Annotated in this window: 9 protein-coding genes; 8 read left to right on the forward strand and 1 reads right to left on the reverse strand. The window is 30.5% G+C overall.

Annotated elements, in window-relative coordinates; translation table 11 throughout:
* Window positions 1-187 precede the first annotated feature (187 nt).
* Window positions 188-3,571 (forward strand): hypothetical protein, encoded by a 3,384-nt coding sequence (locus EDC18_RS12085; protein WP_132253508.1) that lies wholly within the window; start codon window positions 188-190, stop codon window positions 3,569-3,571.
* A gap of 283 nt (window positions 3,572-3,854) precedes the next feature.
* Complete coding sequence (locus tag EDC18_RS12090; RefSeq protein ID WP_165878575.1) at window positions 3,855-6,146, forward strand: S-layer homology domain-containing protein; 2,292 nt, start codon at window positions 3,855-3,857, stop codon at window positions 6,144-6,146.
* A gap of 74 nt (window positions 6,147-6,220) precedes the next feature.
* On the opposite strand, the gene EDC18_RS12095 is transcribed toward EDC18_RS12090, so the two are convergent.
* Window positions 6,221-9,607 (reverse strand): Ig-like domain-containing domain, encoded by a 3,387-nt coding sequence (locus EDC18_RS12095; protein WP_132253512.1) that lies wholly within the window; start codon window positions 9,605-9,607, stop codon window positions 6,221-6,223.
* A 460-nt stretch (window positions 9,608-10,067) separates the two neighbouring features.
* Here EDC18_RS12095 and EDC18_RS12100 point away from each other — a divergent pair, with 460 nt between their 5' ends.
* The 6 genes from EDC18_RS12100 to EDC18_RS12125 all read left to right on the forward strand — a co-directional run bounded on the left by EDC18_RS12100 (window position 10,068) and on the right by EDC18_RS12125 (window position 17,245).
* Window positions 10,068-11,633 (forward strand): LysM peptidoglycan-binding domain-containing M23 family metallopeptidase, encoded by a 1,566-nt coding sequence (locus tag EDC18_RS12100; protein ID WP_132253513.1) that lies wholly within the window; start codon window positions 10,068-10,070, stop codon window positions 11,631-11,633.
* 113 nt (window positions 11,634-11,746) lie between these two features.
* A complete protein-coding gene (yycF, locus tag EDC18_RS12105; protein WP_132253515.1) occupies window positions 11,747-12,436 on the forward strand; it encodes a response regulator YycF in 690 nt (229 codons plus the stop codon).
* Window positions 12,437-12,519: 83 nt separating this feature from the next.
* A complete protein-coding gene (locus EDC18_RS12110; RefSeq protein ID WP_165878576.1) occupies window positions 12,520-14,280 on the forward strand; it encodes an ATP-binding protein in 1,761 nt (586 codons plus the stop codon).
* 79 nt (window positions 14,281-14,359) lie between these two features.
* Window positions 14,360-14,905 (forward strand): hypothetical protein, encoded by a 546-nt coding sequence (locus EDC18_RS12115; protein WP_132253519.1) that lies wholly within the window; start codon window positions 14,360-14,362, stop codon window positions 14,903-14,905.
* 84 nt (window positions 14,906-14,989) lie between these two features.
* Window positions 14,990-16,366: a hypothetical protein gene (locus EDC18_RS12120; protein ID WP_165878577.1), complete on the forward strand. Its 1,377-nt coding sequence runs from the start codon at window positions 14,990-14,992 to the stop codon at window positions 16,364-16,366.
* 21 nt (window positions 16,367-16,387) lie between these two features.
* Window positions 16,388-17,245 carry a two-component system regulatory protein YycI gene (locus EDC18_RS12125; RefSeq protein WP_132253522.1) on the forward strand — a complete coding sequence of 286 codons (858 nt, stop codon included), beginning with the start codon at window positions 16,388-16,390 and terminating at the stop codon, window positions 17,243-17,245.
* Window positions 17,246-17,387 lie beyond the last annotated feature (142 nt).

Raw genomic sequence — 17,387 nt, forward strand, 5'->3', positions numbered from 1 at the left:
CTAAAATATAATGGAAATGTGTGGAAAACAAAAACATATATTCAAAATTGTATTACAGATATATTACATGTATATATAAATTGTTGACTATATTTTCCGCAAATGCTATAATTTACCTTGTTCAAACGGATAGAAATTACTATCCTATGAAAATAAAAAAAAGAATTATAAAAGGAGGAGAAATTATATGAAGAACTTTAAAAAAGTTCTTGCACTAGTTTTAGCAATGGTTATGGCATTATCAATCAATGTAGTAGCTTTCGCAGCAGAAACTGTGCAAAACGCTGACAAAGCCGTTACTCTTAATGAGTTAGGTTTATTCAAAGGTATAAGTTCAACGGAGTTTGTACCTGATTTAGAATCATTTAGTACTAGAGAACAAGCAATTATTATGCTAGGTAGAGCATTAGGATGGGAAATTACAGCAGGTGCTGAAAGCTCATTTGAAGATGTAGCTCCAGGAGAAGCGCAAGCTTATGTTGCTTATGCTGAGGCAAACAACATAGCAAAAGGAACAAGAACAGCTCATTTTGGAGCAAAAGATATTGTTACTTTAAGAGAAGTAGCAACTTGGGTAGCTAGACAATTAGGATATGGTGATGGATGGGATGATAATACAGTTCTTATCCAATCAGGAATTGTATCTGGTAATGAAATTGTATCAAACGGAAACAAAGACTTAAACAGAGATGGTTTAGTTGGAGCTTTCTATACAACTTTAACTCTTGAAAACAAAAACACAGGTAACACTGTAATCGCTGACTTAGTAGAAGCTGGTAAAGTAGATGCTGCTAAAGCAGAAGCTGCTGGATTAATCGTTAAAGAAGTACCAGCAACTGCATTAGAGGTTAAAAGCGTAAATGCTCTTTCTAATACACTTGTAGAAGTGAAATTAGAAGAAGAAGTAACTCAAGCTGATGTAGATGCAGCTAGTTTCGTTATCGTTAAACATAACGATACTGCAGTTTTAGAAGTTGTTTCTGAAACTCTTCAATCAGATAAGAAAACAGTAAGATTAGCGACAGCTTCTCAAGAAGCATATGTAGCTTATAACTTAACTGTAGCTGGTGCTACAAAAGCATTTGTAGGTTTACCAGTTGATAATTCAAAACCAACTGCAACTGCAGTAGTTACTGATCATCAAACAGTAACAGTTACTTTCTCTAAGCCAGTTGACGTAGTTACTGCAACTAATATTGCTAACTATTCAATCGACAATAATTTAGTAGTATTACAAGCTAAATTAAACAATGCAGGTACAGTTGTAACATTAACAACAAGTGAGCAAGTAGTTGGAACTATTTATAAAATTACTATTGAAAATGTAACTGATTTAAATGGTAATAAAATGGATAAAATGGATACTTTATTCGGTGGTATGGCTAAAGATACTTCTAAGCCATCTGCAACTGCAGTAGTTACTGATAATCAAACAGTAACAGTTACTTTCTCAAAGAAAGTAGATGCTAATACAGCAACTAACATTGCTAACTATAAATTTGATAACAATTTAGTAGCTTTAAAAGCTGAATTAAACGATGCAGGTACAGTTGTAACATTAACAACAAGTGAGCAAGTAGTTGGAACAATCTACAAAATCACTGTTGAAGATGTAACAGATACATTAGGAAATAAAATGGATAAATATGAAACATTATTCGGTGGAATGGCTAAAGATTCTTCTAAGCCAACAGCTACTGCTGTAGTAACTGATAATGACAAAGTAACAGTTAACTTCTCAAAAAGAGTTGACAAAGCTTTAGCTGAAAATATTGCTAATTACTCAATCGATAATGGTTTAGTAGTATTACAAGCTAAATTAAATTCAGCTGGAACTCAAGTTGTTTTAACAACAAGTGAGCAAACAGTTGGAACAATCTACAAAATCACTATTCAAAATGTAGCTGATGCTGTAGGTAATGTAATGGAAAAATACGAAACATTATTTGGTGGTATGTCTAAAGACACTACACCTCCATCAATAAGCACAGTAGTAGCTGCTCAAAATACTTTAACAATCACTTTTAGTGAAAAAGTAAGTGAAGCGACTGCAACTAACTTATTAAATTATGCATTTGATGGTGGGTTAGGTTATGCAACTAAAGCTGAATTAAATGATGCTGGTACAGTTGTAACTTTAACTACTGCTAACCAAACACCAGGTAAAATTTACAATGTAACTGTATATAACGTTCAAGACGTTAACGGAAATACAATTAATACTACAAACAATGCAAGTAAAAAATCTTTTGTAGGTGTTGGAACTACGTCTGCAGCTAGCTTAAAATTACAAGCTGTTTCAATCGTAAATAACAATACAATTGATTTAATCTTCGATAGAGATTTATCAAATGCTAATAGAGATGATCTTGCTATTGCAGTTAGTAACTTAACAACAGCTAACCAAGCTGGATTAGAGTACACAAAAGTACTTCAATCAAACAAACAAGTAGTAAGAGTTCAATTTAGAAACACTGCTTCTGATAACCCAGCAATTTTCAATGCAGGTGTAGTTTATGAAGCTACAGTAACAGGACCAGCTAACTTAGTAACTTCAAACAATGCTAATAAAAAATCTTTTGCTGGAACAAATGTTGCAAACGTTGCTCCACAAGTTTCTGCAGTATCACCAATTAACTCAACAGCAGTTAAAGTATACTTCAGCAAACCAGTAAAAGGAATTTCTTCTGGATCATTTGTAATCAAACAAGGTAATACTACACTAAGCATTGCTTCAGTATCAGTAAATGCTACTCAAAGTGTAAGTGAAGTGACTGTAAACTTATCAACTGCTTTAGAGCAAGGTAAAGTTTATACATTAGAAACTGTTGTAGGTTTAACTGATGCATTTGGTTATATACCTGTAAGAATAACTAACTCAAACGGATCTACTTACTTAGTAAACTTCGGTGGAACTAATGTAGCTAACGTAGCTCCAAAATTAGATGTAGCTGTTGCTAATGACAGACACACAATCACTGCAACTTTCAGCGAGCCAGTTAACAATGCAGCTACTGCAGCATTTACATTAACTCAAGGTTCAACTGATTTATCAGCTAATATCATTGGTAGAGAAGTTTCAAGTGATAAAACTAAAGTTACTTTATTCTTAGATGCTGCAGCATTAGCTAATGGCGTTGAAGCTGGTAAAGTATACACACTTACAGTTGATGGTACTATCGTAGACCTTCAAAACTTAGCTATTAACGCTGACGCTACATCAAACGACAGAAAAGCTGTATTTGGTGGAACTAATGTTGTTAATGCTAAACCAGAAATCGCTGGTGTATCTATTAACGATGCTAACACTGTAATCACAGTAGTATTCAGTGAAAAAGTATCAGGAGCTATCGCTATGAGTAGTTTCGATATTACTGGTGCAGGATTTACTGCAGGTGCTGATACAGCAGTATTAAGCGCTGATGGAAAAACTGTAACGATTACTTTAGAAAATGCATTAAACGAAAAAGAAATTGCATCAATCAAAGTAAGTGCGGCAGGTGCGGCCATCATTAGTGACGTAACTAACCAAGCTCCAAAAACAGATGCAGTTCAATTCGGAACTAAGTAATTAACTGAATTATATTAATTACAATATAGTAATGGTAGGTGTTTTAACACCTACCATTATTTTTATGCTCTTCGTTAAAAGTTGAGAAAGAATAGGTTTAATTCTACAGATTGTTAACTCTAAGCTGTTCTTATATTGATTATATCTAATATGGATTTAGGAAGGGAAGATATAAAGCTATTGATTGGTCACACACGAAATGGTATAATATTCTAAATATGAAAAAATGTAATATTATGGGATGTTGTGTAATAAATTAAGGTTATATAGGGGGTTGATGAATATGAAATTAAAACGCAATTTTATTATATTGATGGTAGTCATAATGACTTTTTCATCAGTAACTTTATCTAATGGAAAGAGTAAAATAAATACATTAGATGAAAAAGCAACAGTTCTTAATCAACTGAATATCTTACTGGGTGATGGGACAGGTTATAATTTGCAAAATCAATTAAAAAGAAGTGAAGCTGTTACATTTATAGTAGGATTTTTAAATGCTAAAGGTATGGTAGAAGGTAATAAAGAAGATTATAATAAAACATCATTTAAAGACGTTTCTGAAAATACTTGGTATGCGCCATATGTGGGGTATTGTGTACAACAAGGTATTATAAGAGGGTTTGATGAACATACATTTGCTCCAGAGGGTACTCTGACAGAAAAAGCCTTTTTAACAATGGTATTAACAGCACTAGGCTATAAAATCGATGTAGACTTTGACTGGAATAATGTTTTTAGATTTTCTCATATAACTGGATTAGTAAGAGATTCTGAATATTTGATAAGAGTTGAAGACAACACTCAATTTACCCGTGGGGATGTAGTGAATGTTTTATATACAGCACTAAAGTTAGAGCATAGACAAATTAAAGAGCCTATGTTTGAAAGATTTATTAGGGAAGGCATAATTACTCAAAAACAAGGTGTTGAGTTTGGATTTATAGAAAATGATATACAGGTAGATATAAAAGAGATTAATGTAACTAGTAATACAGAAGTAGAGATTATTTTTAATAAAAATATTAGTGTATTAGATAAATATAAAATCTATATTACATACGAAGCCGAGAACCAAGTAAGACAACTACAAGTAAAAGAAATAGTGCCTCAAGATAACTTAGATACATTTATTCTTATATTCAATGAGAGGGAAATGAGACCTGTTGAATATAATATTAATATCCTTGAGATTGTTGATCATATAGGTACTATATCACAAAATATTGAGAATAAGTTTCAAGGATATATAACTAAAGAAGTACAATCAGATTACTTTAAGATAAGCAGAGTAGAAGCTATTAGTAACAAAGAAATAAATGTGTATTTTACTCAACCACTAAATAATATCTCAGGAAACTTCTATTCTTTCTATAAGAATGGTTCAAAAATAACAGAAATCAATAGCAATAATATAGTAATTAATAAATTAGCAAATACGGATAAGGGAATTAGTATTTTTCTTAGAGATTATATTTTTGATTCCATTGATTCATATGACTATTATGAGTTAGCAATAGACGGAGCAATAACAAGTGCTTATGGTGTAAGGCTAAACGATAATAAAGGGGATATAATGTATTTTAGCCCTACTGAAAAGGAAAGTGAGCCATTAACACTAAATGAGATTAAGGTTATAAACTCAAATACAATACAAATGTTTTTTAATAGAGAAGTTAATCCAATTATAGCGAGGCAAATATTTAATTATTACATCACAGATAATAATAATAATCCTATACGTGTTAAATCGGCTAAGGTTATAGATATTGAAGGCCATAAAGGGAGAACTGTAGTTCTTACAACTGAAAGTAATTTGATTTACAATACCATACACAAAATAATGATTAATAATATCAATGATATTACAAGGCAGTTTTCAATTCAAGAAAAAGAGTACAATTTTTTAGGGTACTATGTAAATAGTAATGATGTTAAAATTGAGGGTGCAGTTAGCCTAGACAATCATACAATTGTTTTAAAAGTAGACAAACCTTTAGATCAAGAGTCTGCAGTATTGGAATTTAATTATTATATAAGTGGAATGAATAGTCTAAATTACGGTACTCAACCTTTAGCAGTATATTATGATAATAAAATTGATCCATATACCATAAAACTATTTCTACCATTAGATAAACCCTTAACAACAAATAATTACTATAATGTAGAAATAAGAAATAGCATAATGGATCACCTGGGGAATTTTCAACAGTCACATAATAATAAATCCTTTAGTATATACCATTATCATAACTATGATATGGGGGTACAAATATCAAATGCGATAACTGTCGGACAAGACACAATAAAGGTTACATTAAATAAAGAAATAGGTCTTAAAGTGCCAAATGTATTAAATACAAATTATACTCTATCGTATGAGAAGAATGGTGTTAAATCCACAAAACAACCTATTGGATTTACTTATATAAATCCAACAACAATTGTTTTAAGATTTGACATCTTAGAAGAAGGAATAGATTATAATATAAGTTTTAATGAACTAGTTGATTTTGGTGGCAAAGTAACCAGTAGACAAGATTCAGTATCAGTAAAGCAAGGTGTAAAATAGAAAAAGGGTAGATATTATATATAATATCTACCCTTTTCTTTTACATAATCCAAAAAAGATTATTGTTGAATTTATTATTTAGTTCCAAATTGTACAGTAGTAGTATTTGGAGCTTGGTTATTTAAGTCTCTTATACTTAATTCACCTGAAGCACTTACACCAATGCTAGCAATTTGGTTTGAAGCTAATGAATTTTCAAGAGTAATAGTTACTGTTTTACCATCTGAAGATAATACAGCGCTATCTAATCCAGCAACAAATCCAGCACCTGTAATTGCAAAGTGACTAGCTTCAACAGTTCCAACAACTTTTTCACTAAATACTAATGAAATAACATTGTTAGTTTGGTTAATTGATACACCAACGATTTCTGGTTTTGCATTAACTACGTTAGTTCCTGCAAATACAGCACTTCTATCAGTAGATGATCCATTAGCATTTATAGCTAAACCTTGAAGATCTTCGATTGTTCCGTCTACAGATACATTATAGATTTTACCTGCTTCAACGCCATTTGGTAATGTAGTTGCATCTAAGAATAAAGTAACTCTTGTTTTATCACTAGAAGCTTCCGCTGCAATGATATGAGCTGATAAATCAGTTCCATTTTGAGTTAATGTATAAGTTGCAGAAGTACTATTATTAACAGCTTCACTGTAAACTACTGTGATTGTATGTCTATCTGTAGCAACAGCCGCATCTAACTTAGGAGCTATGTTAGCTACATTAGTACCTGCAAAGTTAACTAGGTAAGTAGAACCGTTTGAGTTAGTTGTTCTTACTGGAATAAATCCAAATCCATCAGTTAAACCAGCATTAGTTTCTAATGTATAGATTTTACCTGCTTCTAAAGCAGTTCCTAAATTAACAGTTACTTCAGTTACAACATCGTTAGCTTCAACTGATACTGAAGAGATTGCAACAGTAGTTTCACCTTGTTTAATAGTGAAAGCGCCTGAAGTAATTCCAGTTACAGGTTTGCTAAAGAATACTTTAACTGCAGTAGAGTTAATTGGAGATACTGTAGATACTTGTGGAGCAACGTTAGTTACGTTAGTTCCTGCAAAAGCTTTTACATTTGCATTATTAGATTCAACTAAGTTAGCTGGACCAGTTATAGTAGCTTGGTAAATTACACCAGCATTAAATAATGAAGGATTAGTAGAAGAATCATCTCTAAATTGTACTCTTAATACACTTGCGTTAGTTTGAAGTACTTTTTCATAAGTTAATCCAGCATTAGTGTCATTAGTTATTTTATCGATTGCTACAGCTACTTCATTTACATTTTCAGTAGTTAAGTTATTATCGAATAATAAATCAATAGTATTGTTGTTTACAATTGATACAGCTTGTAGATTAAGAGTAGCAGTTGAAGTAGTTCCAACACCTACGAATGATTTTCTGCTTGCATTGTTTGCAGCGTTAATAATGTTTCCATTTACATCTGCTACATTTAATACTGTTACATTATATATTTTTCCTGGTGTTTGATTTGCAGTTGTTAAAGTTACAACTGTACCCGCTTCATTTAATTCAGCGTTGATAGCATAACCTAAACCACCATCAAATACATAGTTTAATAAGTTTGTTGCAGTTTCTTCGCTTACTTTTTCACTAAATGTGATTGTTACAGTATTAGCTGATGATTGTACTTGACCAAGGATTGTTGGTGCAGTTGTATCTTTAGCCATACCACCAAATAAAGTTTCGTATTTATTCATTACATTTCCTGCATTATCAGTAACATTTTCAATAGTAATGTTGTAGATAGTACCAACAGATTGTTGGCTAGTTGTTAAAACAACTTGAGTACCAGCTGAGTTTAATTCAGCTTTTAATACTACTAAATCATTGTTAATTGAGTAGTTAGAGATATTTTCAGCAGAAGCTTTATTTACTGCTTTAGAAAAATCAACTGTTACTTTATTATTAGCTGTAACAACAGCAGTAGCAGAAGGCTTAGAAGTATCTTTAGCCATGCCACCAAATAAAGTTTCATATTTATTCATTACATTTCCTACTTTATCAGCAACATTTTCAATAGTAATGTTGTAGATAGTACCAACAGATTGTTCGCTAGTTGTTAAAACAACTTGAGTACCAGCTGAGTTTAATTCAGCTTTTAATACTACTAAACCGTTATTCACTGAGTAGTTAGCAATGTTTTCAGCAGAAGCTTTACTAACTGCTTTAGAGAAATCAACTGTTACTTTATCGTGAGCTGTAACAACAGCGGTAGCAGAAGGCTTAGAAGTGTCTTTAGCCATACCACCAAATAAAGTTTCATATTTATCCATTGTATTACCACTTAAATCAGTAACATTTTCAACAGTTATAGTATAGATTGTACCAACAGATTGCTCGTTAGTTGTTAAAACAACTTCAGTACCAGCTGAGTTTAATTCAGCTTTTAATACTACTAAATTATTGTTGATTTTATAGTTATTAATATTTGTAGCTGTAACTACGTCTACTGGCTTAGAAAAGTTTACTGTAACTGTTTGGTTATCAGTAACTACAGCAGTAGCAGCTGGCTTAGTATTATCAACAGGTAAACCTACAAATGATTTTGTAGCACCAGCTACAGATAAATCATAAGCAACATATGGTGTTTGAGCTGCTGTTGACACTCTTACTGTTTTATTATCTGCTAATAATGTTGCAGAAATTACTGCTAATGATTCGCTAGAATTATTATGATTAACAATTGCGAAATTAGCTGCATTTACATCAGCTGGAGTTACTTCTTTATCTAATTTAACTTCTACAAGTGAATTAGAAACAGCTTTTACACTTAGTACAGATAATTGTTGAGTAACTTTCTCAACCAATTGTAAGCCTAATTTTTCAGCTAAAGTTTTAGTGTTGTTATTTGCTTTTGATGCTAATGCATCGAAAGTTAATACTGAAATATTTCCAACATTTACTTTATCATTAGAAACTTCTGATAGTGAATTAATTAATCCAACTGAAAGTGCTAATGCTTCTACTGTATTCCAGTCGTAATCAACACCAGCTATGTAACCTAGTGCCTCAAGTAATACACGAGTGTATTCTTTAGAACTAATTTCTTCGTAAGGTCTTAAAGTTCCATCTTCGTAACCTACAACACCTAACTCAGGGTTAGCTTTTAAGAAAGCCATTAATTTTTGAACGAATGGTGAAACCCCTTGCTCATTTGCATCAGCAAAAGTTGGGCTATTTCCGTCAAATGTAAAGTTATCAAATTCAGCTTGTCTTCCTAAAAGACGAATAAGCATTGTGAACGCACGGTATCTTGTCATATTTTGTTCTAAGTTAACACCGTTACCTTCTCCAACGATAACCTCAAGTTCTAATACTCTAGCGATTTTTTCAGCATTTGTTAATGGTGCAGCAAATGAGCTGAAAGCAAAACTAGATAAGATCATTTGGCCTGCTAAAGCAAAAGCCATTATTTTTTTTGTGCTATTTTTCATTAATAACATCCTCCTTAAATACGTAATTTTGATATAGTTTTATCGACAAACTAAAACAAAACAACTATTAAGTTGACCTTTTATGTCAACTAGGTACGAGTACATTCTATCTAATTGCAATAGCATATTCAATGCACAAAATATTCCAAGGGGGTTAAGGGGTAATGAAAATAGATGTAATATAAGTAAAAAAAATAAATATATATAATAGTAGGAAAATTTTTGTGCCTGTATTATGCAATATATTTATAACCTATAATAAATTTGTAATAAATACACATCAATCATTTATAAAATACTTCAAGATACTAGATTTAATTAATATATAATAATGTAGAAATAGGGCAGTTTATGTGAATTTCAAATAAAACCTTTACAATTCAAATAAGTTCTGATAGAATAATCTTGTTGTTACGAAAGTGTTACAAAAGTATAAACAAATTATACGGAGGATTTTCTTATGAATGGATTACCAAAATGCTCTGAAATGATGGTTATAAAACGTCTGCAAGTTATAATGATAGCTTTCTGCACGATGTTCATCATTTTTGCAGTAAATCGACTTGGTTCACACACATCAAACGAAGTCCAGCCTGTTTTAGCTAGTGCATATAAAGTAGTTTTAGACGGAAATGAAATTGGTATTATAGAAGATAAAAATCAAGTAGATGACTTATTTAGAAATATATCTTACAAAGTACAAAGAGATCTTAATAAAAGTATGTTAATAAATAAAAACATTAAGTATTATATTGAACATACTGAACCAAGTAATTTCACTAGTTTAGAAGAGTTAGAAGTAATTATATATGAATCATTACTAAGTCGAGCTTCTGATTTTAAACAAATGGCCTATATACTTAAAGTTAATGATTTAGAAATAGCATTAGAAAATCAAGAAGCTGTTCTTTCAGTTCTTGAAGAGGTTCAAAAGAAGTATGACAGGCGTGGACAATTCAGTGTTGAACTTGTATCTAATAAGGAAGAGGAAGAAACTTTAATAGCAAGAGTTTCTAAATTAGATAAAATTGAAAGAGATACAAATATGGTTACAGCAACTATGAGTTTAAGTAGTGATAATGATGCAGAAGAAGTAGTAGAAGAGATAGATGAAGGCAGTGAAATTGTTGAAATTGATTTTGTTGAAACAGTAGAAGTTTTTTCAGGATATATAAGTATGAATGACTTAAAAACAATTGAAGAAGCCATTGAACTTATAACAAAAGAAAAAGAAGAAGAAAAAATTTACGAGGTTCAAAGTGGAGACAGTCTTTCTGTTATAGCATATAAAAATGAAATGGCATTACAAGACTTGTTAAAACTAAACCCTAACATCACTGAAAAATCAGTACTACAAATTGGTCAAGAACTGGTTATTACAGTTCCTGAACCAGAACTATCAGTCCTTACAAGAGAAAAAATTGTATATACAGAAGATGTTAGAAGAGGAACTGAGTATGTTAATAATGCAAACAAATACAAAGGGCACTCACAAACAATTAATAATGGGTCAGATGGTGTAAAAGAAGTAACAGCAATAATCAGTAAAGTTAATGGTTATGAAGATGGAAAAGAAGTTGTTGAAGAAAGAATCATTCAACAACCAGTTTCAAGAGTTATCGAAGTTGGAACAAAGCCTCTACCTTTTGGTTCAACAGGTCAATATATAAGACCTATAGCTGGTGGAAGATTTACATCAGGATTTGGTTATCGAAGTGGTGGATTCCATTATGGTGTTGACTTTGCTACTGCAATAGGAACGCCTGTTAGAGCATCAGATGGTGGAAGAGTTGTTTTTGCAGGATGGCAAGGTGCATATGGGTATGTTATTTTTATAGACCATGGAAATGGTGTAGAAACAAGATATGCTCATCTTAATAGGATTTTAGTAAGAACAGGTCAAATAGTGTCTCAACACGAAAAAATAGCTGAAACAGGAAATACGGGAAGAAGTACAGGACCACATATACATTTTGAGATTAGATTTGATGGGGTAGCTGCAAACCCTATGAATTATATAAGATAAATAAAATCCCACATCTATTTGAAGGTGTGGGATTTTTGGCTTCAGTTATATTCTATTTACATAATACAGTATATTTGATAAAATGAAACTAATTTATATTAGGGGTGGTATTAATGGAACATAAGGTTTTAGTTGTTGATGATGAAAAATCAATTGTTGATATATTAAAGTTTAACTTAAAGAGAGAAGGATTTAATGTATGTGTTGCTTACGATGGAGAAGAGGCAATAGATATAATTCATAAAGAAAAACCAGATTTAATCCTTTTAGATATTATGATGCCTAAGCTGGATGGACTACAAACTTGCAGGATTATTAGAAAAGATTATGATATACCTATAATAATGCTAACAGCAAGAGCAGAAGAGGTTGATAAAGTTCTAGGTCTTGAGCTAGGAGCAGATGATTATGTTACTAAGCCTTTTAGTATTAGAGAATTGATGGCTAGAGTTAAAGCAAACTTAAGAAGAACAAATAGCAAAGAAAATAATGGTGAAAAATCTACTATTATAACTTTTAAAAATTTAAGCATAGATTTAGCAAAATATGAGGTACTTAAAGATGGTAGGATTATCGAATTAACATTAAGGGAATTTGAATTATTGAAATTTTTGTCAACACAAAAAGAACAAATTTTTACAAGAGAACAATTGTTAGAAAAAGTTTGGGGATATGAATATTATGGTGATGTAAGAACAGTTGACGTAACCATACGAAGATTACGTGAAAAAATAGAAAATGATCCTAGTAAACCAGAATTTATACTCACCAAAAGAGGCGTAGGTTATTTCTTTATGAGATAAATTAAGTGTACATTTAAGTGAAGTAAAAACCTTCATAGCTAATGGTGAACCATGAATATCGGGGAGTGTACAGGAGTGAATCTATGAGAAGTGTAAGATGGAGACTAGTTGGATTTTATGTACTGCTAGTAGTTATAGTAATGATTGTAAGCGGGACGCTTATTGTTACTATGTTAAGAAATGATGCCTATAATAAATTAGAGGAAGAATTAAAAGAGACAGTAAGAAATATTAAAGTGGATATAGATTTAACAAGTGAAACAGGAGAGATAGAAGCCAGTCTAATAAAGAATATAGAGGGTTTAGGATCTATTGTGAAGGATAAAAAGATTTATCTGTTAGATCAAGAAGGGTTTGAAATATACCCATTTGAGAAAGATGATAAATATTTAAATCATGTTGTTACAGCATCAGTAAAAGGTTTATTCAGTAAAGAGGTTGGTATAACATATACTGAAGAAAAAGGGAGTATAGTAGAGTATAGGGAGTACGCAGAACCAGTAGTTAAAGATGACCAAGTTACTTTCATAATCTATGCGAGAATGTCAACAAGACAAGTGGAAGAAAATTTAGGGGATACAATATTTATCATTGTAATATCCATAATGATTGCATTGTTATTAGCTACTGTTTTAGGTGCAGTACTATCTAACTCCCTAACAAAACCTATTTTAGCATTGACCACTCAAGCAAGAGAAATGGCAAAGGGTAATCTTGATAGTGTAATAGAAGTGAAATCTGATGATGAAATAGGCGAATTAACACAAAATTTTAATATAATGGCACAAGTTCTAAGTAAAACAATATCTGAAATGATTGGTGAAAAAAATAAATTAGAAACTGTATTTAGTCATATGACAGATGGTATTTTGGTTTTTGATAAAGAAGGCAACTTAACTCATATAAATCCTGCAGCTAAAAGATTATTTGAAGTTGGAGAAAACAAAGAATTCAATAATATATTTAGTGTATTTATGGATGTAAATTATGAAAATATGCTATTAAAAGTACATAAAGATATTATACAACATATTATTAAGAACGAAGACAAATACTTAAATATATGCTTTGCGCCATATCAATTGCAAAGCAACAAAAACATTGGGATTATTTGTGTAGTACAAGATGTAACAAAGCATAAGAAATTAGAAGAAATGCAAAAGGAATTTGTTGCCAATGTATCACATGAATTAAGAACCCCATTAACGACAATAAAAAGTTATACAGAAACATTATTAGACGGTGCCATGGAAGAAGAAGAGATATTAAAAAAATTCTTAGAAGTAATTAATAATGAAAGTGATAGAATGACAAGCTTAGTCAAAGACTTACTAGACTTGTCAAAATTAGACAGCAAACAAACTCAGTTCACAATGCAGTTAATGAATCTAACATATGTGTTAGAAGATAGCGTTACTAAGTATGAAATACACGCTAAGAAAAAAAATCAAAGAATTCTGTTTAAAAAACCTGACAAGGCGTATAAGATTGTTGGAGATGCTAACCGTATAGAGCAAGTAATAAAAAATATAATAAGTAACGCCGTAAAGTATACAAAAGAAGATGGAACCATTGAGATTAATATGTACCAAGAGTTAGAGAATATGATAATTTCAATTAAAGACACAGGGATAGGGATACCTAAAGAAGATGTTGATAGGGTATTTGAAAGATTCTATAGGGTTGATAAAGCAAGATCAAGAGCAATGGGTGGTACTGGTCTAGGTTTATCTATTGCCAGGGAAATAATGGAATACCACGGAGGTACTATTCGAGTAGAAAGTAGTTTTGGTGAAGGAAGTTGTTTTTACTTGGTATTTCCTAACTTAGATGTTAATGAATAGAAATATTCATGTAATGTGATTGTAATAATGGTAGTATATACTAATATAGTATAATACTATAAATAAAGAAGGTGAGTTTATGAAGAGAAAATTGTTTAGTAGTATTTTATTAATAATATTGATTTCTAGTCTGTTCTCTTGCATGACTTATGCTTCAGCTGGTAATACACAAGCCTCCATGGATGCAGAAGCTTTCTTAGAGTTTTTTCAAATAGATGAGTCTATTCTGTTTGATACAGTTTCTAATGCAATTGAGAGTGAAAGAAGTATTAACAATTTTAAATATTTTAGATTAATACAAGGGTTCTCAAGATATGTCAATCCTACGTTTTCTTCTCAAAGATATTTAGTAGGAGAAGGGGAGCCTGGAACAAGTATCGGAATAATGGTTTACTCTATTAGAAATGAGAATATAGTGGTACAAAACCAATTAAGAATTCAAACCATTGGTGCTTCAGGCTTATTCAATCGTATGCTCTTTTTTAACAACATCGGTGACAATAATGTATTGATAGCTGTTAGAAAGAACAATGAAACAATATATAAACGTTTTGTAGTCAATAGAAAAGCAGAAGAAACAAAACAAAGGCTAGAAGTATTAGATATAAGATTATTTAGTTTATAATCATTATATAAGTATCAGTAAAAAACAAGGAGATTCATAACATAGAAGCAAACAAAATAAAGGATGAAATTATGGTGATTAAAGATGAAAATTAGATCTTTTAAACTATCCATTATTATAATATTAATTTTAATGAGTTTTTTTCAGGTTATGAGGTTATGGTTTGGGGACGTTTCAAACCGTAACTTTTTTTATAATTTTATGGCAAATAAAGATAGTTATGGGGAATTGCTTTTTGATGATGCACCCTTACTTAATCCTATAACCATGGCAGTTCACTATCCCCAAATAGATCAAGACCATTTTTTTATAATACATAAGGATAGATTAGAATACAGTGAACTGCATTTAACCAATAGAAGAATCATTCAAGATATAATACGATATGGTAAAAATGAAGGAATAGCTGTTGTAGACTGGAATCTATTCTGGAATAGCCAATCTGTAATCATGAAATTACCTTTCTCAATGTCCTATGGAGATTTATTAGAAGATACTAAAATTGTAAGCAGTGTTTCTGATATAAACTACGTATTTAACTACCTTGTAATAATACCATCTACTAATGCTAATAGAGCTTTAAAATGCTATTTGGTTAATGTAGAACAAGGGTATGCAATGGAGTTGTCTTACAAAAATGCCTTTGGTTCCTCTAATAACAATAGATTAATAAGTATAGTAAACAATATTTATTCAAAGCAAACATTTCCTACATATTTAGCTACTAAAAAAATAGGATTAAGACGATTTAATCAAAATGTTTTTTTACCAGTAGAAGATGTGAATGTTTATAGTATTAGAATAAGTGAGCCTTTTTTTAATGAGGAAGGTTTTGATGAAAGAGGACTAGAGAGTTATATAAATAGATTTTTCGCTAACCCTGCAGCAAAATATTTAATAAGAGATGAAAGTACTTGGACATACCGAGATGAAAAAAGCGTAGTGAAGTATAATGAAATTGGAGTAATAGAATATACAGATTTGACAGTTAGAAATCAGGTAAATGATACGAGCTTAACTCAAGCATATAGAATAGCAAAAAGATTTCTTGATAATAGTGAGAGTATTGATGAAAATCAATATTACCTTAAAAATTATGAAGTAACAAGTAAAGAAATAATACTGTATTTTAACTATAGATATAATAATTTTGATTTTGTTATAAGTGAGGATTTAAAGAATAAGCTGAGCATAAAAGCCCCAATAGAAGTTAGAATAAGTGATGAAAAAGTTGCTTATTATAAAAGATGGATAGTTGAGTGGGAAACAAATATATTCGAATTTAAAGAGGTGGATGTTAACTATACAAAAGCCTTGGATAAATACGTGGAATTACTAGCGAGACAAACTCAGTATATAGAAGATATGTATTTAGCATATTTTATTGAGGAGCTTAATTATAATGCTACGCTAAATTGGATTATAGAATCAGATAAAAAGTATGTTGTTCATTTGGATTAGTTTATTGAGAGGCGATAAAAAATGAATTGGAATAAAGCACAAACAATACTTATTGTTACATTGATATTATTAAATCTAACTTTATTTTATATGAATTATAAACAGGAAGATAAATATACATTATCCTTGTCTAGACAAAGTGAGATGCAAAGAATTTTAGAACTTAATAATATAATTGTATATGACCAATTACCACAATATAATCCATTGCCTCGTTTAAAAGTAAGGGAATATTCCATTAATGAAACCAATCTTTTGAATAAATTTTTTAATAGTTCTAAGGAGGTCTCTTTAACGATAACAGCAAATGGTAGGCAATATGAAAAAAACAATGAAAAATTTGTTATTACAACAAAAGGCGAAGATAAAGGTATAATTAGATATTATCAAGAAAATAATACAAAAATTAGTATGATAAATGAAAGTGTGGTATTAGATATAGCAAAAGATTTTGTAAAAAAAATTACATTAAATCAAGGAAAATGGAAAATGTCTAACATTTTTAGAATGGATAATAATACATACACAGTAATCTTTAATGAAGACTATAAAGGATATCCTATTTTTAATAGTTATGTAAAGCTTGAAATAAATGAATTTGGTATTAAAGATGCTGAATTTAGACGTATAGTTCCTGAAGGTTTTGTAAAACCTAATCATACAATATATCCTATAGATCAAGTTCTTTATAATTTTATGTACAGTAATAATCTTAATAACAATGAATTAATTAGGATAACAAATATTGATTTAGGTTATGAAACATCAAAAAACATTAACGGGGAAGAAATTAGGCAATATATTGAGCCATATTATATTATTAGATTGGCAAATGGTGAAGAGTTTTTTATAAATGCATACTCCAACACCTTTGAATAGCAGATAAACCCATATAAAAAGAAGAAATAACTATTCCACTGTGTATTTATTTATGATATAATTTATACAATATTGTAAAAAAATAAAATTAGTGTAGATAAGATTATTTTGAAATAATAGGATATAGAATTGAACTAAATAT

The sequence above is a fragment of the Natranaerovirga pectinivora genome (genome assembly GCF_004342165.1).
Lineage (GTDB): Bacteria > Bacillota > Clostridia > Lachnospirales > DSM-24629 > Natranaerovirga > Natranaerovirga pectinivora.

What these genes read in the sequence shown, in the direction of transcription:
- EDC18_RS12085 (WP_132253508.1), top strand. Translation starts at nt 188, where the DNA reads ATGAAGAACTTTAAAAAAGTTCTTGCACTAGTTTTAGCAATGGTTATG.
- EDC18_RS12090 (WP_165878575.1), top strand. Translation starts at nt 3,855, where the DNA reads ATGAAATTAAAACGCAATTTTATTATATTGATGGTAGTCATAATGACT.
- EDC18_RS12095 (WP_132253512.1), bottom strand. Translation starts at nt 9,607, where the DNA reads ATGAAAAATAGCACAAAAAAAATAATGGCTTTTGCTTTAGCAGGCCAA.
- EDC18_RS12100 (WP_132253513.1), top strand. Translation starts at nt 10,068, where the DNA reads ATGAATGGATTACCAAAATGCTCTGAAATGATGGTTATAAAACGTCTG.
- yycF (WP_132253515.1), top strand. Translation starts at nt 11,747, where the DNA reads ATGGAACATAAGGTTTTAGTTGTTGATGATGAAAAATCAATTGTTGAT.
- EDC18_RS12110 (WP_165878576.1), top strand. Translation starts at nt 12,520, where the DNA reads ATGAGAAGTGTAAGATGGAGACTAGTTGGATTTTATGTACTGCTAGTA.
- EDC18_RS12115 (WP_132253519.1), top strand. Translation starts at nt 14,360, where the DNA reads ATGAAGAGAAAATTGTTTAGTAGTATTTTATTAATAATATTGATTTCT.
- EDC18_RS12120 (WP_165878577.1), top strand. Translation starts at nt 14,990, where the DNA reads ATGAAAATTAGATCTTTTAAACTATCCATTATTATAATATTAATTTTA.
- EDC18_RS12125 (WP_132253522.1), top strand. Translation starts at nt 16,388, where the DNA reads ATGAATTGGAATAAAGCACAAACAATACTTATTGTTACATTGATATTA.